The organism is Microbacterium sp. 16-032 (assembly GCF_041079455.1).
GTDB lineage: Bacteria > Actinomycetota > Actinomycetes > Actinomycetales > Microbacteriaceae > Microbacterium > Microbacterium testaceum_A.
In genome coordinates, this window is record NZ_JBFYGQ010000005.1 from 128538 (window position 1) to 147455 (window position 18918).

Sequence of the window (18918 nt, forward strand, 5' to 3'; positions counted from 1 at the left end):
GGGCTGTGTGTTCCTCTCGCGGTGCGAAACACCGGTGTCTCTCGGAGATGGATCGGCGCAGCCCGGCGCCTGAAGAGTGCCGCTCTGCACGATTTACAACGTTGGAAGTAAACGTTGTAAAAGGATGATGCCTCTCGGGCGACGCGCTGTCAAGCGCCGCGTCTGCGACTCAGCGCAGGCCGGGCGCCGATTCGCGCTCGACCAGGCGATAGTCGGCGAGAAGCAGCTGCGGAGCCGGCGCCTCCGAGGGCCCGGCGATGCGCGCGAGAAGCGTCTCGACCGCGGTCCGCGCGATCCAGTCCTGGCCCGGATCGATGGTCGTGAGTGACGGGATCGAGTACTGCGCCTCGTCGAGGTCGTCGAAGCCCACCACCCAGACGTCGTCGGGCACGAGTCGCCCCGCCTCCTGCAGGGCCCTCATGGCACCCAGCGCAAGAGTGTCGTTGAGCCCGAGCACGGCGTCGAAGTCGACGCCTCGGCGCAGCAACTCGCGCATCGAATCGGCTCCGTTCGCGCGATGCCACATGGTCGTGTACCCGACGATGTCGTCGTCGTACGCGACCCCCGCCTCGTCGAGCGCCTCGCGATAGCCCCTCAGGCGGAGTCCGGCCGAGCCGATGACCTCGCCGTCATGGGCGCCCACGAGGGCGATGCGCCGACGCCCGCTCTTCAGCAGGAATCGCGTCGCGTCGCGCGCGGCGTCGACGTTGCGCATGGTCACGTGGTCGGTCGGCCCGTCGAAGATGCGCTCACCCAGCAGCACCATCGGGTAGGTCACCTCGAGCCGATCGACGTCGTCCTGCCCCATTCCGAGGGGACTGAAGATGAGCCCGTCGGTGAGCTTCAGCCGCGGCGAGCGCAGCAACTCGATCTCGCGCTCCCGGTCGCCGCCGGTCTGCTCGACGAGCACGACCACCCCCCGCCGTTCGGCCTCGGCGATGACGATCGCGGCGAGCTCGGCGAAGTAGCTCAACGCCAGATCGGGCACGGCCAAGGCGATGGCACCCGTGCGTCCGCTGCGCAGATTGCGCGCCGTCAGGTTGGGCGTGTAGCCCAGCTCGGCGATGGCCTGCTCGACCCGCTCGCGCGTGGCGGGGCGGATGTTCGGCCGATCGTTGATGACGTTCGAGACGGTCTTGATCGACACCGAAGCCAGCCGCGCGACGTCATGCAGGGTGGCCGTCATCGGATCTCCATGGGCTCACTGTACAACGTTGTACAGACCGCTCCGCCACCGTGCGACGGGTCAGCTCTCGCCATTGTGCGCGACCGTCTGCAACGAGAGCGGCACACGCGCATCGCGCCACCGCTCCCACACCACCGTCGCCAGGCGCGGGTCGGCGCCGATTGGGGCGGTGGTCAGGTCGGCATCCGCCTTCTCGATCACGCGCGAGAAGTGGCCCGGAGCGAGGACGTAGCTCGCCGCGACCGTGCGGCGACCGTCTGCGCGTGCGGTGGCCACGGCATCCGGAATGCGGGGATCGGATGCCGCGGCGTAGGCCGTGACGACGGGACCGGTGACCCCGGCTTCCGCCATCAGCTCCGCCATGCGTTCGACGTCGACCACCGCGCCCGGGCGGGTGGACCCCGCCGCGGCGAGCACGACAGTGTCGTCGGGACGGGCTCCGGCGGCGCGCACGCGATCGGCGAGGATCTCGGCCAGCACCGGGTGGGGTCCGAGCGCGGGGGCGACCGGCAGTCCGTCGGCGGCCTCCACCAGGTCGACCTCGGTGTGGTACCCGGTCGACAGCAGCAGCGGCACGATCACGATGTCGTCCGTGCGCTCGCGGGCTGCGGCGACCACGTCGGCGACGTACGGACCGTGCACGTCGACGTACGCCTCGTGCACCTCGACGTCGGCGGGAGCTGTCGCGCGCAGCACGTCGAGCAGCTCGCGTACGACGACGCGGCCCTCTTCGAACCTCGTGCCGTGGGCGCAGGCGATCAGTACGGCGGTCATGCGTCCTCCTCATCGATCACGTCGAGCCGATATCCGCGCTTGTAGACGGTACGGATCAGGTCAAGCCCGCCGAGCGCCTCGCGCGTGCGGGCCACCGCTACCTCGACAGCGTGGCCACTGGCCTCGGCGCTCGACAGCGCGGCGGTCAGGTCGGCGCGCGAGACGACCGCCCCGGGGTTTCTGGCGAGCGCCCGCAGGATCTCGACGCCGGTGCGCGGCAAGGGTGTGAACTCCCCGTCGAACACGATTCCCGATGAGCGGATGCCGAGACGCCCGACCGTCGTGGGGATGAGAGCCGCGTCCGCCCCGCCGTAGTGCGTCACCACAGCTCGCACGAGCGCGCCGAGGCGCCCGCGGTCGGGGATGAGCGGGGTGATGCCCGCCTCGAGGAGCGGACCCGCGGTAATGGGCCCGACAGCGGCGACGAGCGCGTGCCCGCGGGCCGCTCGCGAGGCCACTCCGTCGAGCGCGTCGGCCCGCTCGGCGGCGAGGATCCACTCGCGCGCGGCGGGGGCCGAGGTGAACAGCACCGCGTCGATCTCTCCCCGCGCGACCTGCTGGGTCGACGCGGCGACGACCTCGGGGTCGGGCGGTGGACCCCACCGGTAGATGGTGAGGCTGGTCACGCGCGCGCCGGCCGCTTCGAACGCCTCGTCGAGACCGTCGGCGCCGGAGCCGTGGTGCTGCACAGCGACGTGCAGTCCCTCGATGCCCTCGGCCACGAGGAAGTCGCGCAGTTCGGCGGCGGTCTCGCTCTCGGCGACCCAGTCGGCTTCGAACCCGGCCTGCTGAATGGCCCCGCGCGCCTTGGGGCCGCGCGCGACGATGCGTGCGCCGTCGAGCACGGGCGCGAGCGCGTCGTGCAGACCCGCCTCGTCGGCGGTCTCCATCCACGCGCGGAACCCCACGCCGGTGGTGGCCACGACGACGTCGGGAGGGTCGGCGACCAGCGATCGCGTCTGCGCGATCAGTTCGTCGTCGTCGACGTGCGGCACGATCGTGAGGGCCGGAGCGACGCGCACGCGCGCGCCGTGGCGCTCGAGCGCGGCCGACAGCTCCCCCGACCGTCGATCGACGGGAAGCAGCACGGTGCACCCCTGGAGCACCGTGCTGATCGTCCGCGCGGGTGTGGTCACCCGATGCCCTCGCTCTGGCCGACCGCGACCGCGCTCGACGTCGCGGGCGCCTGAGCCGCAGCGGGCGCCGCGACCGCCGCGGAAGCAGGCTGGAGCGACGCCGCAGCGGGCGCCGCGACCGGCAGCAGCAGGTCGGCCCGGGCGACCTCACCGAACACGAGCACCGCGGGGTTCGCGAGGCGGTGGGTCTCGGCATCCGCCATCGCCGTTCCGAGCGTGGTGCGGATCGTGCGCTGAGCGGGCGTGTGGCCGTTCTCGACGAAGGCGACGGGCCGCGTCTCGGGAGCACCGGCGGCGCGGGCCGCGGCGACGAAGCGCGGCAGGGCGCTGACGCCCATGAGCGCGACGACCGTGGCGCTGTCGTCGCGCAGGGCGGCGAGGGTCGCTTCGCTCGGGGTGTCCTGACCGTTCACGACATGCAGGGTACCGGCGACGCCCCGGTGCGTCACGGGAATGCCCGCGGATGAGGGAACGGCGATCGCGCTGGAGATACCGGGCACGACCTCGACCGCGATGCCTGCCTCGCGGCACGCGATGACCTCCTCGCCGCCGCGGCCGTAGACGAACGGGTCGCCGCCCTTGAGTCGGACGACGCGCAGCCCGCGAGCCGCGCGGTCGACGAGGATCGCGTTGATCTCGTGCTGCGGCACCGGGTGGTGCTGCGGCCGCTTGCCCACGTCGATCAGCTCGACGTCGTCACCGAGTTCGGCGAGCACGCCGGTGGGTCCGAGCCGGTCGTGCACGACGACGTCGGCCTCGGCCAGCAGCGCGCGGGCGCGCACCGTCAGCAGGTCGACCGGGCCGGGACCGCCGCCGACGAGCGCCACGCTCCCCACTAGCGGGCGACGTCGGCGGCGGAGCGGAAGGGCGCCTTCGGCGAGGCGCTGGGCGATGGCGTCACGCACGGCGACGCTGCGGCGGGGGTCGGCTCCCGCGGTGGAGACGACGCCGACCATGACGTCGCCACTCGTGGTCTCGGCGGCCAGGCGCGCGGTGCCCTTGCCGCCGTGGCCCGCGTTGACGCACCACACGCGGCGCGCTTCGGCTGCGGCGACGACGGCTGCGTCGACGGATGCCGCGCCCGTGGCCGTGTGGCAGAACCAGGCGTCGTCGAGGTCGGTGTCGGCGAATCCCCTGGCGAGCCACTCGATGTCACCCGCGGCGGCGAGCGCGGCGAGACCCGGCGTCATCACGGGTGCGACCACCCGCACCCGGGCGCCGGCGGCCCGCAGCCGTGCAATGCGCTTCTCGGCGACGGAGCCGCCGCCCACGCACACGACGAGCTTGTCGGTGAGGTCGAGTCCTGCGAGAGCGATCATCGGGCGTCTCCTTCTGCGGGGTCGGCGTGCGCGGGGTCGGCGTGCGCGGGGTCGGCGTGCGCGCTGCTCGCCGACGCCGAGGCGGTCACGAGCTTCACGAACACGTCACCTTCGGCGACCGCCACCGGGTGCACGGCCACGGTCAGCTGTTCCTTGCCCTGCGTATCGAGGCACGCGCCGGTCCGCAGGTCGAACACCTGCTTGTACATGGGCGAGGCGACGGTCGGCACTCCCCCGCGGTCGCCGACGATCCCGCGCGAGAGCACGGCCGCCCCACTGAACGGGTCGATCTGGTCGGTCGCGAAGATGCGGCCGTCGAAGCTCCGGAACAGCGCGATCTGCCGGTCGCCGAGCAGGGCCGCCGCCCCGCGCTCGACGAGCAGGTCGTCGACGCGGCAGACGCGGGTCCAGCCCTGCGCCGCCGGCCCGTCGGGAGCGCCGGCCGAACCCGACGTCATGGCCGGGGCCCCGGCATCCGGAGTCGTCTCCATCAGGGTCATGACCGCACCGCCAGCGTCGTGCCACCGATGAGCACCGTGCCCGACGCGCGTTCCTCAGCCGTGGCGGGTCGGGCCTGGCCGCGCTCGGCGACGTAGGCGAGCGAGGGGTCGGCGACCTCGGGCGCGTTCACGAAGCTCTGGAAGCGCTTGAGCTTCTCGGGATCGGCGAGGGTCGCGGCCCACTCGTCTTCGTAGGCGTCGATGTGGGATGCCATGGCCCGGTCGAGATCGTCGGCGATGCCGAGCGTGTCGTCGAACACGACGCCCTTGAGTGCTTCGAGTCCGCCCTCGTATTCCTCGACCCAGGGCGCGGTGCGCTGCAGCCGGTCGGCGGTGCGGATGTAGAACATGAGGAACCGGTCGATCGCCCGCAGCAGCCCCTCGTCGTCGAGGCCCTCGGCGAACAGCACCGCGTGGCGCGGGGTGAAGCCGCCGTTGCCGCCGACGTAGAGGTTCCACCCGGCCTCGGTCGCGATCACCCCGATGTCCTTGCCGCGGGCCTCGGCGCATTCGCGCGCGCAGCCCGAGACGCCGAACTTGAGCTTGTGCGGCGAGCGCAGGCCCCGATAGCGCAGCTCGAGCTGCACGGCCATGCCGACCGAGTCCTGCACGCCGTAGCGGCACCAGGTCGAGCCGACGCACGACTTCACCGTGCGCAGCGACTTGCCGTAGGCGTGTCCGGATTCGAAGCCGGCGTCGACGAGGCGCTTCCAGATGTCGGGCAGCTGGTCGAGGCGAGCGCCGAACAGGTCGATCCGCTGTCCGCCGGTGATCTTCGTGTAGAGCCCGAAGTCGCGCGCGACCTCGCCGATCACGACGAGCCCCTCGGGCGTGATCTCGCCACCCGGGATGCGCGGGACGACGCTGTAGCTGCCGTCGCGCTGGATGTTGGCCATCACGTGGTCGTTCGTGTCCTGCATCGTCGCGAGCTCGCCGTCGAGCACGTGCCCCGAGTAGAGGCTGGCGAGGATGCTCGCGAGGGCCGGCTTGCAGATGTCGCAGCCGCGGCCGGTGCCGAAGCGCTCGACGATCGAGGTGAAGGTGCGCAGCCCCGAGACCCGGACGGCGTCGAACAGCTGCGCCCGGGTGAACGAGAAGTGTTCGCACAGTCCGTTCGAGACTTCTTTTCCGGATGCCGCGAGCTCGGTCGCCACGAGCTTCTTCACGAGCGTGAAGCACGAGCCGCACGCAGCCCCGGCCTTGGTGCAGGCCTTGACCTCGGCGGCATCCGCGCACTGGTGTTCGATGACGGCCTCGCGCACGGTTCCGGCGGTGACGCCGTTGCACGAGCACACGATCGCATCGGCGGGCAGGTCGCCCTGCGGCGCCGGAGCGAGGTCGGAGGGCATGAGGTAGGCCGCGGGGTCGCCGCCGAGGGCACGACCGACGAGCGGACGCAGCGAGGTGTACGCCGAGGCGTCGCCGACCAGGATGCCGCCGAGAAGCGTCTGCGCGTCGTCGCTCAGCACGAGCTTCTTGTAGACGCCCGACACCGGGTCGGCGTAGGTCACGTCGAGGGCGTTCGGCGTCTCAGCGAACGCGTCACCGAAGCTCGCGACCTCGACGCCCGAGAGCTTGAGCTTGGCCGAGGTGTCGAAACCGGGGAAGGCGGCCTCGCTACCGAGCAGGCGGGTCGCGGCGACCTCGGCCATCGCGTAGCCGGGGGCGACGAGGCCGATGCACTGCCCGTCGAAGCTCGCGACCTCGCCGATCGCCATGATCGAGGGGTCCGAGGTGTCGCAGCCCTCGTCGATCACGACACCGCCGCGGGCATCGACCCGCAGCTCCGCCGCCCGGGCGAGTTCGTCGCGCGGCCGCACGCCGACCGTGAAGACCACGATGTCGACGGCCTCCCACGTGCCGTCGCGCAGCTCGAGGCCGCACACGGCGCCGGACTTGTCGGCATCCACCCGGGTCGTCACCGAGCTCGTGCGCACCTCGATGCCGCGCGCTTCGATGAGCCGCTGCAGGGTGCGCGCCCCGCCGAGGTCGAGCTGGGCCGACATCAGGCGCTCGTTCGACTGCAGAACGAAGGGCGAGACGCCCTCGGCCTGCAGCGCCCCCGCGGCTTCGAGTCCGAGCAGACCGCCGCCGACGACCGCGCCGCGCAGGGGCCGGCCGAGCTGCGCCGAGCGCTTCGCGACCCAGGCGCGCATGCCGGCGACGTCGTCGAGCGTGCGGTAGACGAAACACCCCTGGTGGTCGAAGCCGTCGAGGGCCAGACGCGCGGCGAACGACCCGGTCGCCAGCACGAGGCGGTCGTACGCGTGGGTCGAGCCCCCCGCCGTGGTGACGGTGCGCGCCGCGCGGTCGATCTTCGTGACGCGGGCGTCGGTCTTCACCCGCACCCGCTCGTGGGCGAGTACCGCGGGATCGAGGGCGAGGTCGTCGGGGGTCTTGCCGCTGAAGATGCCGGTCAGGCCCACGCGGTCGTACGGCCCGCGGGCTTCGTCGCCCAACACCGTGACCGACCAGCGGCCCTCGGTGTCGCGGCTTGTGAGGCTCTCGACGAAGCGGTGGGCCACCATTCCCGCACCCACGACCACGACGGATCCGGATGGAGCGGGGTGGAGCATGCCGTCACCGTACGCGGCGGACTTTGCCGACGCGTCAGCGGCGTGTTTCGTTCCGATTGCGGGGTTCGAGCGGGCCATGCCCCGACGCTAGGCAGCCGAGGTTTCCCCCGCCCTCGCGCCCGCGTTACCCCGGGCGAACGTTTCTCTCACGCGGCCGAGGGCTCGGTGTGAGGTTTGGATGACGGCATCCGGACCTCTGATCCCCGTTGCGCGTCGACCCCACACCGTCGGGTGTCCGCAACACCCGGACGAATTCTCGATCCGTCCGGGTGTCGTGGACACTCACGCGGATGAGCGGCCGAGGGGATTTACTCGACCGGCTCCAGCACGAACAGCTCGATGCGGCGGTCGGTCTTCTTCTGGTACTCGTCGTAGTCGGGCCAGACCTCGGTCGCGTAGCCCCACCACTCCTCGCGCTCCGCTCCCTCGGCCTGGTGCGCGTCGTACTCCTTCTTCACGTCGCCGTCCTGCAGGGCGACGCGGGGGTTCTTGACGAGGTTGTAGAACCAGGCGGGGTGCTCAGGGGCTCCGCCCTTCGAGGCGACGACCGCGTACTTTCCGTCGTGCTCGACGCGCATCAGCGCTGTCTTGCGCAGGCCGCCCGTTTTGGCACCGACGGTGGTGAGGACGATGATGGGTACGCCCCGCATGTCGGCGGACTCTTTGCCCCCCGTGGCTTCGAAAGTCTCCGCCTGCTGGCGGGCCCATTCGCTGGTGCTGGGTAGATACTCTCCTGAGAGTGACATAGCTCACACGATACGTCGGCGTCTTCCCCTCCGGTCTAGTCCCTCCCTCTTTTTCCTGGAGCCTTCATGAGCGCTTCCGCTCCCGAGACCACGGCCGTCCCCGAACCGAAGAACGCTTTCGACAGGTTCTTCGAGATCACCGCCCGCGGTTCGACCGTCGGCGGAGAGATCCGCGGCGGCGTCGTCACCTTCGTCACGATGGCGTACATCGTCATCCTGAACCCGATCATCCTGTCGGGCACCCCCGACGTCGCGGGCGATGCGCTCGGCTTCTCGCAGGTCGCCGCGGTCACCGCACTCACCGCGGGTGTCATGACGATGCTCTTCGGACTAGTCACGCGTCTGCCGTTCGCGTTCGCCGCGGGCCTCGGCATCAACTCGTTCCTCGCGGTCGGCATCGTGGGTCAGGTCACCTGGCCCGAGGCGATGGGCCTCGTGGTCATCAACGGCCTCATCATCGTCCTGCTCGCGGTCACCGGCCTGCGCCGGATGATCTTCGAGGCCGTGCCCCTCGCGCTCAAGACGGCGATCACGGTCGGCATCGGCCTGTTCATCGCGTTCATCGGTTTCGTCGACAGCGGCCTGGTCACCTCGACCGGCCTCAGCTCTCCCCCGGTCGGTCTCGGCGTCGGCGGCTCGATCACCACGATCCCCACCGCCCTGTTCGTGCTGACCCTCGTCATCACCGCCGTGCTCCTCGTCCGCAAGGTCAAGGCCGCCCTGCTGATCGGTCTGCTCTCGGGCACCGTCATCGCCGTGATCGTCCAGGCCGTCACCGGTCTCGGGGCCAAGGCCGACGGCAACCCCGGCGGTTGGGGCCTGAGCGTCCCGACCCTCCCCGCGCAGTGGGTGAGCCTCCCCGACCTGTCGCTCGTCGGTCAGGTCGACCTGGTCGGATCCTTCGGGCGCATCGGCGTACTCGCCGCGCTCATGCTCGTCTTCACGCTCGTGTTCACGAACTTCTTCGACGCCATGGGCACGATGACCGGCCTCTCGCGCGAGGCGGGCCTCGCGGCTCCTGACGGCACCTTCCCGCGCCTGCGTTCGGCGCTGGTGATCGAGGGCATCGGCGCCGTCGCGGGTGGAGCGACGTCGTCGTCGTCGAACACCGTGTTCATCGAGTCGGGCTCCGGCATCGGCGAGGGTGCCCGCACGGGTCTCGCGAACGTCGTCACCGGCGGCCTGTTCCTCCTCGCGATGTTCTTCACACCGCTGACGAGCATCGTCCCCACCGAGATCGCCGCCGCGGCCCTGGTGATCGTCGGGGCGCTGATGATGGCGCAGATCCGCCACGTCGACCTGAGCGACATGTCGGTGCTGATCCCGGTGTTCCTCACCGTCACCGTGATGCCCCTCACCTACTCGATCGCCAACGGCATAGGCGCGGGCTTCGTCAGCTGGGTGCTGATCCAGGCGCTGTCGGGTCGCGCGCGCCGCATCAGCCCGCTGCTGTGGATCGTCGCCGCCGGCTTCGTGGTCTTCTTCGCCCGCGGTCCGGTCGAGGCCCTGCTCGGCTGAGCCCGGTGCTCTGAAGGGGCTCGGATGCCACGGCATCCGGGCCCCTTTTCATCGCCGCCGCGGGCCGGGTGCGCGTCGCGGCCCCACGCGTCGCCCGCAAAGCGCCCGGCCGCCGTCGCGCGCCGCGCGGCGGAGCGACCGACCCGTAGCCCGAAGACGCACCCGTTCGCCGAGACCGCACCCGTTTCCCACCCATCCGATGCGTCCTCGACGATCGCGTACGTCCTCACGCGGTCCACCCCGCCCCGCCCCGCGCCGCCGCCCCCGACCCGCCGCCCCGAAGACGCACCCGTTCGCCGAGACCGCACCCGTTTGCCGCCCATCCGATACGTCCTCGTCGAATCAGTGCGTCCTCGCGCGGCCCACCCCGCCGCCCGAGGCGCAACCGCCCGGCCCGCGACCCGCCGGGCACGAGAAGGGGCCCGGATGCCATGGCATCCGGGCCCCGCAGAGAGTGCTGCTTACAGGCTCTCGATGATCTCGCGCATCAGGGCGGCAGCCTCGGACGGCGTCTTGCCGACCTTGACGCCGGCGGCCTCGAGGGCCTCCCTCTTCGCCTGAGCGGTTCCGGCCGAGCCCGAGACGATGGCGCCGGCGTGGCCCATGGTCTTGCCCTCGGGGGCGGTGAAGCCGGCGACGTAGCCGACGACCGGCTTGGTGACGTTGGCCTTGATGAAGTCGGCGGCGCGCTCTTCGGCGTCTCCACCGATCTCACCGATCATGACGATGGCCTTGGTCTCGGGGTCGGCCTCGAACGCCGCGAGGGCGTCGATGTGCGTCGTGCCGATGACCGGGTCGCCGCCGATGCCGATGGCGGTCGAGAAGCCGAGGTCGCGCAGCTCGAACATCATCTGGTAGGTCAGGGTGCCCGACTTCGACACGAGGCCGATGGGTCCCTTGCCGGTGATGTTCGCGGGGGTGATGCCCACGAGCGCCTCGCCGGGCGTGATGATGCCGGGGCAGTTCGGGCCGATGATGCGGGTCTTCTCGCCCTTGGCCTTCGAGTACGCCCACGCCTCGGCGGTGTCGCCGACGGGAACGCCCTCGGTGATCACGACGAGCAGGGGGATCTCGGCGTCGATGGCCTCGACCATCGCGTCCTTCGTGAAGGCCGGGGGCACGAACGCGATCGACACGTCGGCGCCGGTCTCGCGGATGGCCTCTTCGACCGAGGCGAAGACGGGCAGCTCGACGTCGTTGCCCGACGCGTCCTTGTGCGCGACCGTGGTGCCGGCCTTGCGGGCGTTCACGCCACCGACGACCTGGGTGCCGGCCTTGAGCATGAGGGCGGTGTGCTTGGTGCCCTCACCGCCGGTGATGCCCTGGACGATGACCTTGGAGTCCTTGTTGAGGTAGATCGACATGTTTCTGTCCCTATCCCTTACGCGTTGGCCAGTTCGGCGGCCTTGTCGGCGCCCTCGTCCATACCGGCGGCGAGGGTGACGAGCGGGTGGTTGGCGGCGGCGAGGATCGCGCGACCCTCTTCGACCTGGTTGCCGTCGAGGCGCACGACGAGCGGCTTGGTGGCGGTGTCACCGAGGATCTCGAGGGCCTTGACGATACCCTCGGCCACGGCGACGCACGAGGTGATGCCGCCGAAGACGTTGACGAAGACGCTCTTGACCTGCTCGTCGCCGAGGATGACGTCGAGGCCGGCGGCCATGACGGTCGCCGAGGCGCCGCCGCCGATGTCGAGGAAGTTGGCGGGCTTGACGCCGTTGTGCTTCTCGCCGGCGTACGCGACGACGTCGAGGGTCGACATGACCAGGCCCGCGCCGTTGCCGATGATGCCGACCTGACCGTCGAGCTTGACGTAGTTGAGGTCGTGCTGCTTGGCCTTGGCCTCGAGCGGGTCGGCGGCGTCCTTGTCTTCGAGCGCCTCGTGGTCGGGGTGACGGAAGCCGGCGTTCTCGTCGAGCGAGACCTTGCCGTCGAGGGCGATGATGTCGCCGTCTTCGCTCTGGATGAGGGGGTTCACCTCGACGAGCGTGGCGTCCTCGCCCTTGTAGACGTTGAAGAGCTTGACGAAGACGTCGGCCACCTTGGGGGCCAGCTCGTCGTCGAACTTCGCGGCCTTGGCGATCTCGAGGGCCTTCTCGGGCGTGATGCCCTGGATCGGGTCGACCTCGATGCGCGCGAGCGCCTCGGGACGCTCGACGGCGAGCTCTTCGATCTCCATGCCGCCCTCGACGCTCGAGAGCGAGAGGTAGGAGCGGTTGGCGCGGTCGAGCAGCACCGAGAAGTAGAACTCCTTGGCGATGCGGGCGCCGGCGGCGACCATGACGCGCTTGACGACGTGACCCTTGATGTCGAGGCCGAGGATGGCCTGGGCCGCCTCGAACGCCTCGTCGGGGGTCTTCGCGACCTTCACGCCGCCGGCCTTGCCGCGGCCTCCGGTCTTGACCTGAGCCTTGACGACGACGACACCGCCGAGCTTCTCCGCGGCCGCCTTCGCCTCCTCAGGGGTGTCGGCGATGATGCCGGCGAGTACCGGCACCTCGTACTTTTCGAACAGATCACGTGCCTGGTACTCGTAGAGATCCACGGACAATCCTTCGCTGGGCGATCGGTGGTGGGAGGAGGCGAACTCTCTCGATATCAAGAGATCTTCGCCAGTCGACAACCCTACTAGACGGGGCTGGAGACCCCCGACCCTTGCCCCCTCGATGGGAGGGGGTGCCGAGCGCAGCGGACGGCCGAGGACCTCGCCGCAGAGAACGACACCGGTCGCACCGGCCCGGTGTGGATGAACGGCGAGCAGGTCACGGGGCCTCGAACCGGTCGCCAGAACACCCGCTCCACGCGCCGCTGAACCATCTGTGCCAGGTTGGGGGGCATGCCCCTTCGCCCGGACCTGCGCACGACGCTCGTCGTGCTGGCATCCTGCGCTGCTCTCGGCCTCGCCGGCTGCACCGCGACGATCCCGGATGCCGCTCCCTCACCGACCGCGACGCAGGCGGTGCCCGCGGCGATCGACACCGTGGAGATCACCTTCGTCGCGGACGGCGAGAGGCGCACGGTATCGGCGGGCGTCGGCGACGGACTGCGCGCGTGCGATGACGCGCGTACGCGGGTGACGGCTGATTCGCCGAGCCCGAATGCCGGCGTGATGGTGCCTCAGCTCGAGGATGCCGAGGAGGCGACCGCCGTCTCGGCCTGGGCGATCGACGGATACGCCGTGCAGTTCCTGGGCGAGGGAGAGGTCACGGTCACGGATGACGCCTTCCGCGGCACCGAGATCCACGGCACGGCGAACGCCCTCCCCGTCGAATCCGACGCCGCGCTGAAGATCGGCGACGTGGATCTGCGAAAGGCTCCCCCCGTCGACGCGACACTGACGTTCGCCGTCGACTGCGGCCCGACCCGCTGACCGCATCCGTCGTGAAAGGACCCGAGATGCCCTCCGCCGTCACCCTCATCCGCGCGACCGCACTGTCCGACGCGGCGGAGTACGCGTACGCCGCCACCGCTCCGGCGAACGCGCGGCTGATCTTCCTCGCGGGATCGTGTCCCCTGAACGACGACGGCTCGACCGCCGGCATCGGCGACTATGCGGCGCAGGCGGCGAAGTGCATCGAGACGATGACCGGCGCCCTGCGAGCGGCGGGCGCGGAGATCACCGACGTGATCAGCACGCGCGTGCTCGTGGCATCCACCCGTCAGGATGATCTCGTCACGGCCTGGGAGGTCGTGCGCGACGCCTTCGGCGACCACGACGTACCGAGCACGCTGGTGGGTGTCACCGTCCTCGGCTACGACGACCAGCTGGTCGAGATCGAGGCGGTCGCTGCGGTCGTCAGCTGATCCAGCTTCGGCATGCGCGCTCGTCGGACGCCGACTCGCCGGTCCCGCGCCGGCACCGGCCCCGCGCGGCATGTCAGCCGCCGCCCAACGCAGGGCACACGATTTCACGGGACGAAGCGCATCTGCCACGCCACCGCCTCGCCGGCGACATCTGCGCGCGCGAACATCGCGACGGTGATGCCGGTCGACTCTCGCCGCACCAGAATCTCCGGGAAGCGACCCGACAGAGGATCGATCTCGATCACTCCGTTGCTCGTGCGCACGCGAAGCCGAGACGTCCACGCTCTCCACCGACACCCTGCTGTCTCATCCGGCAGCCACCCCTCGGAAGGATCCCAGAGTTCTGCCTGGACGGCCGTAATCGTGAGATATGCCACCACCTCGTTCGCTGCGAGCCGCGCCCCGCGAGCATTCGCGCGAAGAATGAGGCGAGAGTCCGGCAACGGCTCGACCGACCAGCCGTCGACTCCGCGGCGGTACATCAGACGCGCGTCGGGAGATGCCGAGACAGCTCCGGCATCCGGATCGAATCGGTCGGGCTGCAATGCGAACCAGATGGCGACACGCCGGACGCCGATCGACGCCACGCCCCCGTGCGAAGCCGCGGACGTGATGACATCCACGTCTCCGACCCGCCAGCTCACGATCCCCTCGCGTGGGTCGACGTCGACGGAGTACCGATCGGTCGCTCCGAGGACAACACGCGATCCGTCTGAGATGGGCTCGTCTTCGATCTGGTTCATCGACTCGTATGGGCGTGGAATCCCGCCCCCGGTGCGGGTGCCGAGGTCGGCTGATCGACGGTTGCAAGGAACGTATCGATAGTGCAGCGAACCGTCGGCGGAAACCCGCGCAAGGTGAGGACCCTCGATCCGCCACTGCCCGGGCGACGAGACCGCGACGCTCAACTCGAGCCCCGTCGTGAGGTCGGCCCAGACCGCCTGCGCGCTTTCCGCCTCGATCGTGTCGTCCGCGGCCGCCTCGAAGTCCGCGTGATCGCGTGGCCAGACACCGCGGATGTATCGTCCCGATCTGCCGAGTTCTGCCGACGCCGACGAAACGGTCAAGCTCGCCGCCCGAAAGCCCGACCAGGGAAAGATCGTGACGCCATCTCCGACGCCGTTCACCACCCTGACGCTCACTGACCCCCGGCCGAACTCGACCGTTCTCGTGATCTCTCCGTCCGTGGAAACCCACCGCGTATCCGTGATGGAGGTGGTCACCGCCCTCACCGCAGGGCGACGCACACCGGCCGGGGTTTCCCCCCTCACCGGAAACGGATCCACGGCCAGCGGGCCGAGATGGATCGGATGCTCGATGCGAATCGAGCCGTCCCCCGTCTGGACGGCGATGAGGAACCCGTCTGCCAATGGGCGGACCACCTCGGAGCGGACGTCGCGAACTCGCTCCCCCATGGCATCCGCTCGCCGATCGATGTCGGCGCCGTCGACTGTTGCGGAGAGAATCTCGCCGGTGTCGGCGTGGGCTACCGCCCGGACCGGTACTCCATCGATCTCGAGATCGTACGAGATCGTCGGCGCCCCCGTTCGGTCGCGCCCGACGCCCGTCGTCATGGTCTGCCTGCGCGCTTCCCTGATCGTCCGGGCGTCATAGGGGAGTCCGCCCGCGACCGACGACCGCTCCCCGTGGAGCGCGGCCGCGACGCCCGGCAGGTGGCTGACGAGTTCGAGATATCCCTCTTCATCGGGGCGCCCGTCCCCCACCAGGCGGAACCCGATGCGGACGTACAGGGGAAGAGCCCGACGATTCGTGGGATCGACTTCCACACGGAGCGACCGCGCGCCCAGGGTGGTGAAACGCTCGAAGGAGTCGCTGAACAACCGGCCGACGAGAAAGCCCGCACGCAAAGAGGGGGCGACGAGGAACATCACCGCGAAAAGTTGTCCGTCGGGAGCGACACGGCGCCCGGACATCCTCGCGTAACCCAGCGTCCCAACGATTCTGCCGCGCTGCTCCGCTACGACGAAGAGCTTCACCGCGCGTTCCGCAAGAACGTCGAGGATGATTCTCGCGGTCGCCGCGCGACCGGAGGCGATGGGACCGTAGCCCTCTTCGTTGTAGAAGTCAGCGACGCGCTGCGCGTCACGCGCCGGGTCGAACAGCCGGATGTCGACCACGGCGGCTACCGGATCGTCCGAGACAAGCGCCAGGCGCCGAGCCCGACGAAGAGAACCGTGACGACCACGAGGGTGCTGACCGCGACGCCGGCTGTGACGGCGAAGTCGCCGACCGACCCCGACATCCCATAGAACGCGCGGACGGCTCGTGCGGCGTCATCTTGCCCGCCGACGAGCGCGGCGAGTGCCTGCTCGGTGTAGGGCTCTCTGATGAGCATGGCCGCTTGCGCGAACGGCAAGACGTTGATGCCGTCCACCACGGATGAGGGAAGAGTGCCCGCGGGAACGTAGGCGCCGGAGAAGAACCCGATCAACGACCCGACGACGGTCGACAAGGCGGTGAATGCTCCCGTGGACCTCAGGAACGTCACGGCGAACGTGGACAGCGCTGAGAAAGCGGCACTCGACAGGATCACCGATCCCCCCGTCTCCGCTAGATTCGCCGGGCTCAACGGGGTGTCGCCCTGGGTCAGGAGGTACAGCTGGCCGATCGCGATGATGATCGCGGTCATCACCAGAGAGACGGTGAAGCCCGCGATCATGTAACCGAGGACGAGGTGGCTCCGACGAATCGGCGAGACGGTGAAGTCGCGAAAGCGACCCGAGACATTGTCGTCCACGAACACGCCGAGCGCCGCTATCGACGTGGTCAGGGTGGTGATCATCGTGATGCCCGCGAACACCCACGAGTCGACGAACCACCGCACGTCCGCATCGGACGCCGTCGGAAACCACGTCTGCAGGCTGTCGACCTGGATGCCGCCGAGGAACAATGCGTACAACGCGATAAGGATCAGAGCCGACAGCAAGGAGAAGAACACTCCAGAGCGGTCTCGGAAGAAGACGCGGAGGTTCCGGCTCGTCAGGAGTGCGATGCTCCTCATGCGGTCTCTCCTCTGACGAGCGCGAGAAACACGTCGTCCATCGTTCCGTGGCGAAACTCGAAGTCATCGATCGGCAGGACCGAGAGGAGCTCCGTGGCAGCCCGCGATGACGCCAGGGGGATGACGATGTCACTACCGACCACACGGGCATCGATTCCCCGAGCCCGGCACCCGGCCACCACCCCGGTCTGATCGTCGGACCGCACGGTGAGGATGCTGGAGCTGTACTGAGAGCGAAGCTGCGCGGGCGTGCCTTCCGCGATGATCCGACCCTTGTCGATGATGGACACCCGGTCGGCGTTCTCGGTCTCCTCCATGTAGTGCGTCGTGAGGAAGATCGTCGTCCCGCGAGAGGCACGCAGTTCGTGAATCGCCGCCCAGATCTTCTCTCGGGACTGCGGGTCCAAGCCGGCCGTGGGCTCGTCGAGAAAGAGCACGCGAGGCTCGTGCACGAGCGCACGAGCGATGTCCGCCCGCCGCTTCTGTCCGCCGGACAGCGGCCCGTATCGCCGCTCGAGGAAGGAACCGAGGCCGACGAGGTCGGACAGCGTCTCGATGCGCCGACGCGCCTCCCGAGGGCCGAGTCCGTAGAAGCCCGCGCGAACCGCGAGGTTCTCACGAACCGAGAGGAGAGGGTCGAGAAGGGAGGACTGGAAGACGGCACCGATGCTCGCGCGAACGTTATGCGGTTCGTGCTCCACGTCGTAACCGTTGACCGTTATCGAGCCCGACGTCGGTGTGAGAGTCGTCGTGATGCAGCCGATCGTCGTGGACTTGCCCGCGCCGTTCTCTCCGAGAAATGCGAAGACCGAGCCCGCGGGCACGGAGAGGGAGAGGTCGTGGACGGCGCGCCGAGCTCCGTAGTCCCTGCAGAGATCGACGACTTCTATCGACATGAGTGCTCCTTCGTCTCGTGGGCCTCAGATGTGTCCTGCGTGGGGATCCAACTGCCATGCAGACCCAGTGGTACACGCGAGGGCAGATGAACCCGCGCGAGTTCGTCACCCTCGAAGTCCTCCGCGGCCAAGATCACCAAATCGCTGGCTCCCCTCTCAGGCGCGTGCACGTAACTGAGCAGGTACCCGTCGTCCTCTGCGTCTGTGCCGCCGCGTCGGGGCACGAAGATCGCCTCTCCCACGGCCGCGTCACGAGCGAAGCACCGACGCTGGGTCCGACCGCCCGCGAGGTCGTGCTTGTAGAGGACGTTGTCGAACTCGCCGTCCGCCATCGTGTCGAGCTCTCGCGGACGCCAGGTGTCGACGAAAGCGGCAGCACTCGCCGTGTACGCGAAGCGGTGGACGCGACCGAGCACGCGATCATCGACACGCGGGAACTCCTGCGGCCGATCGTCGAGAACACGTCGCGAAACGCGGCCCGTGCGGGCGTCGATCGTAAAGCGTTCGAGCGACGGGATCCCCTGACCACTGATATCGCTTGCGCGCCCTCGGAACATGGACGGGTGCGTCACGACGTCGACGACGGCTCCGCTCGACGTGTCGTGCGCATTGACGGTGTGGTAGATCCACACGGGTTCGATCTCGAACCACCTCGGCTGCTCGTGGGCGCCGACGCGTCGCAGGAGTCCCAGCCGCGCGACCGCCCCCGGGTCCCAGCGGAAAGGGAACGGGTCGCCCGCGACGGCCGCCAGGACGTCGAAGGTGACCGGCAGATCCATCAGCACCAGATAGCGGGGGGTCAGCGCGAAATCGTGCATCATCGGTGCGTGCGGGAGGTCGATGCGCTCACTGCGAATCAGCCTCCCCGCGGCCGAGACCACGGTGTAGTCCACCATCGGCGACCCCGCGAAGTATCCGATGCTGTGGAGGTCACCGGTCATCGGGTCGATCTTGGGATGAGCAGACATCGCTCCGCGGAGCCCGCCGCCGAAGTCGCACGGTCCGATCGTGTCCAGTTCGCCGCTGAGTTCGAACGGGAGAGTCCCACCCTCCGCCAGCGACAGGATCTTCCCCGCGTGCCCGATCACGTTGATGTTCGATGCGGCATCCATACCTCCGAGGACTCCGTAGGAGCGCCGGGGCTCCCTCAGTGCGCGCAAGACCGGGGCCTGCCGAACCCAGCGATTGCGATACCACTCGGCGCGGCCTCCGGCGAGGCGGACTCCGTGGATCATCCCGGCGCCCAGGTAGTAATGGAAACGCGGATGCTCGATACCAAGCGGGTTGGGACCGTTACGCAAGTACCGTCCGTCGAGATCCTCGGGAATCGCGCCGGTGACGGGGAGGTCGAAGGCGGTCACCTCCTCCCGAACGGGAGCGAAATGGCCACGACGGTAGGGAGACGGGCGAGCAATGGACGTCTTCTCTCGGTTCACAGGCG

Annotated in this window: 16 protein-coding genes; 3 read left to right on the top strand and 13 right to left on the bottom strand. The window is 69.5% G+C overall.

Annotation, left to right across the window (positions count from 1 at the left end; translation table 11 throughout):
* Positions 1-169: 169 nt before the first annotated feature.
* The 7 genes from AB6V31_RS11820 to AB6V31_RS11850 all read right to left on the bottom strand — a co-directional run bounded on the left by AB6V31_RS11820 (position 170) and on the right by AB6V31_RS11850 (position 8237).
* Positions 170-1186 (bottom strand): LacI family DNA-binding transcriptional regulator, encoded by a 1017-nt coding sequence (locus tag AB6V31_RS11820; protein ID WP_056226640.1) that lies wholly within the window; start codon positions 1184-1186, stop codon positions 170-172.
* Positions 1187-1246: 60 nt separating this feature from the next.
* Positions 1247-1960: a sirohydrochlorin chelatase gene (locus tag AB6V31_RS11825; RefSeq protein ID WP_369365841.1), complete on the bottom strand. Its 714-nt coding sequence runs from the start codon at positions 1958-1960 to the stop codon at positions 1247-1249.
* Positions 1957-3096, bottom strand: a complete 1140-nt coding sequence (locus AB6V31_RS11830) for a uroporphyrinogen-III synthase (RefSeq protein WP_369365842.1) — start codon at positions 3094-3096, stop codon at positions 1957-1959. Before AB6V31_RS11830 ends, AB6V31_RS11825 begins: the two co-directional genes overlap by 4 nt.
* A complete protein-coding gene (cobA, locus tag AB6V31_RS11835; protein WP_369365844.1) occupies positions 3093-4415 on the bottom strand; it encodes a uroporphyrinogen-III C-methyltransferase in 1323 nt (440 codons plus the stop codon). The genes AB6V31_RS11830 and cobA overlap by 4 nt, the downstream gene beginning before the upstream one ends.
* A complete protein-coding gene (gene nirD / locus AB6V31_RS11840; protein WP_369365845.1) occupies positions 4412-4915 on the bottom strand; it encodes a nitrite reductase small subunit NirD in 504 nt (167 codons plus the stop codon). Before nirD ends, cobA begins: the two co-directional genes overlap by 4 nt.
* Positions 4912-7491: a nitrite reductase large subunit NirB gene (gene nirB, locus AB6V31_RS11845; RefSeq protein WP_369366243.1), complete on the bottom strand. Its 2580-nt coding sequence runs from the start codon at positions 7489-7491 to the stop codon at positions 4912-4914. The genes nirD and nirB overlap by 4 nt, the downstream gene beginning before the upstream one ends.
* Before the next feature lie 308 nt (positions 7492-7799).
* Positions 7800-8237: a nitroreductase family deazaflavin-dependent oxidoreductase gene (locus AB6V31_RS11850; protein ID WP_056226632.1), complete on the bottom strand. Its 438-nt coding sequence runs from the start codon at positions 8235-8237 to the stop codon at positions 7800-7802.
* A gap of 66 nt (positions 8238-8303) precedes the next feature.
* On the opposite strand from AB6V31_RS11850, the gene AB6V31_RS11855 reads away from it, so the two are divergent.
* Entirely contained in the window at positions 8304-9755 is a 1452-nt protein-coding gene (locus tag AB6V31_RS11855; protein ID WP_369365848.1) for an NCS2 family permease, read from the top strand.
* Between the two features lie 461 nt (positions 9756-10216).
* Here AB6V31_RS11855 and sucD read toward each other — a convergent pair whose 3' ends face one another.
* Positions 10217-11119, bottom strand: coding sequence for a succinate--CoA ligase subunit alpha (gene sucD / locus AB6V31_RS11860; protein WP_369365850.1), 903 nt, complete (start codon positions 11117-11119; stop codon positions 10217-10219).
* 17 nt (positions 11120-11136) lie between these two features.
* Positions 11137-12300 (bottom strand): ADP-forming succinate--CoA ligase subunit beta, encoded by a 1164-nt coding sequence (sucC, locus tag AB6V31_RS11865; protein WP_369365852.1) that lies wholly within the window; start codon positions 12298-12300, stop codon positions 11137-11139.
* Between the two features lie 291 nt (positions 12301-12591).
* Here sucC and AB6V31_RS11870 point away from each other — a divergent pair, with 291 nt between their 5' ends.
* Both AB6V31_RS11870 and AB6V31_RS11875 read left to right on the top strand, forming a co-directional pair.
* Complete coding sequence (locus AB6V31_RS11870; protein ID WP_369365854.1) at positions 12592-13125, top strand: hypothetical protein; 534 nt, start codon at positions 12592-12594, stop codon at positions 13123-13125.
* Between the two features lie 26 nt (positions 13126-13151).
* A complete protein-coding gene (locus AB6V31_RS11875; protein WP_369365855.1) occupies positions 13152-13559 on the top strand; it encodes a RidA family protein in 408 nt (135 codons plus the stop codon).
* A 104-nt stretch (positions 13560-13663) separates the two neighbouring features.
* On the opposite strand, the gene AB6V31_RS11880 is transcribed toward AB6V31_RS11875, so the two are convergent.
* Genes AB6V31_RS11880 through AB6V31_RS11895 form a run of 4 tightly spaced genes read right to left on the bottom strand, consistent with a single transcriptional unit; the run spans position 13664 to position 18913 of the window.
* Positions 13664-15697, bottom strand: coding sequence for an N-acetyltransferase family protein (locus AB6V31_RS11880; RefSeq protein ID WP_369365857.1), 2034 nt, complete (start codon positions 15695-15697; stop codon positions 13664-13666).
* 5 nt (positions 15698-15702) lie between these two features.
* Positions 15703-16581 carry an ABC transporter permease gene (locus AB6V31_RS11885; RefSeq protein ID WP_369365859.1) on the bottom strand — a complete coding sequence of 293 codons (879 nt, stop codon included), beginning with the start codon at positions 16579-16581 and terminating at the stop codon, positions 15703-15705.
* Positions 16578-17477, bottom strand: a complete 900-nt coding sequence (locus tag AB6V31_RS11890; protein ID WP_369365861.1) for an ATP-binding cassette domain-containing protein — start codon at positions 17475-17477, stop codon at positions 16578-16580. Before AB6V31_RS11890 ends, AB6V31_RS11885 begins: the two co-directional genes overlap by 4 nt.
* On the bottom strand, positions 17468-18913 hold the full coding sequence (locus AB6V31_RS11895) for a carotenoid oxygenase family protein (protein WP_369365862.1): 1446 nt from the start codon (positions 18911-18913) through the stop codon (positions 17468-17470). Before AB6V31_RS11895 ends, AB6V31_RS11890 begins: the two co-directional genes overlap by 10 nt.
* Positions 18914-18918: the final 5 nt, after the last annotated feature.

What these genes read in the sequence shown, in the direction of transcription:
- AB6V31_RS11820 (WP_056226640.1), bottom strand. Translation starts at nt 1,186, where the DNA reads ATGACGGCCACCCTGCATGACGTCGCGCGGCTGGCTTCGGTGTCGATC.
- AB6V31_RS11825 (WP_369365841.1), bottom strand. Translation starts at nt 1,960, where the DNA reads ATGACCGCCGTACTGATCGCCTGCGCCCACGGCACGAGGTTCGAAGAG.
- cobA (WP_369365844.1), bottom strand. Translation starts at nt 4,415, where the DNA reads ATGATCGCTCTCGCAGGACTCGACCTCACCGACAAGCTCGTCGTGTGC.
- nirD (WP_369365845.1), bottom strand. Translation starts at nt 4,915, where the DNA reads ATGACCCTGATGGAGACGACTCCGGATGCCGGGGCCCCGGCCATGACG.
- nirB (WP_369366243.1), bottom strand. Translation starts at nt 7,491, where the DNA reads ATGCTCCACCCCGCTCCATCCGGATCCGTCGTGGTCGTGGGTGCGGGA.
- AB6V31_RS11850 (WP_056226632.1), bottom strand. Translation starts at nt 8,237, where the DNA reads ATGTCACTCTCAGGAGAGTATCTACCCAGCACCAGCGAATGGGCCCGC.
- AB6V31_RS11855 (WP_369365848.1), top strand. Translation starts at nt 8,304, where the DNA reads ATGAGCGCTTCCGCTCCCGAGACCACGGCCGTCCCCGAACCGAAGAAC.
- sucD (WP_369365850.1), bottom strand. Translation starts at nt 11,119, where the DNA reads ATGTCGATCTACCTCAACAAGGACTCCAAGGTCATCGTCCAGGGCATC.
- AB6V31_RS11870 (WP_369365854.1), top strand. Translation starts at nt 12,592, where the DNA reads ATGCCCCTTCGCCCGGACCTGCGCACGACGCTCGTCGTGCTGGCATCC.
- AB6V31_RS11875 (WP_369365855.1), top strand. Translation starts at nt 13,152, where the DNA reads ATGCCCTCCGCCGTCACCCTCATCCGCGCGACCGCACTGTCCGACGCG.
- AB6V31_RS11885 (WP_369365859.1), bottom strand. Translation starts at nt 16,581, where the DNA reads ATGAGGAGCATCGCACTCCTGACGAGCCGGAACCTCCGCGTCTTCTTC.
- AB6V31_RS11890 (WP_369365861.1), bottom strand. Translation starts at nt 17,477, where the DNA reads ATGTCGATAGAAGTCGTCGATCTCTGCAGGGACTACGGAGCTCGGCGC.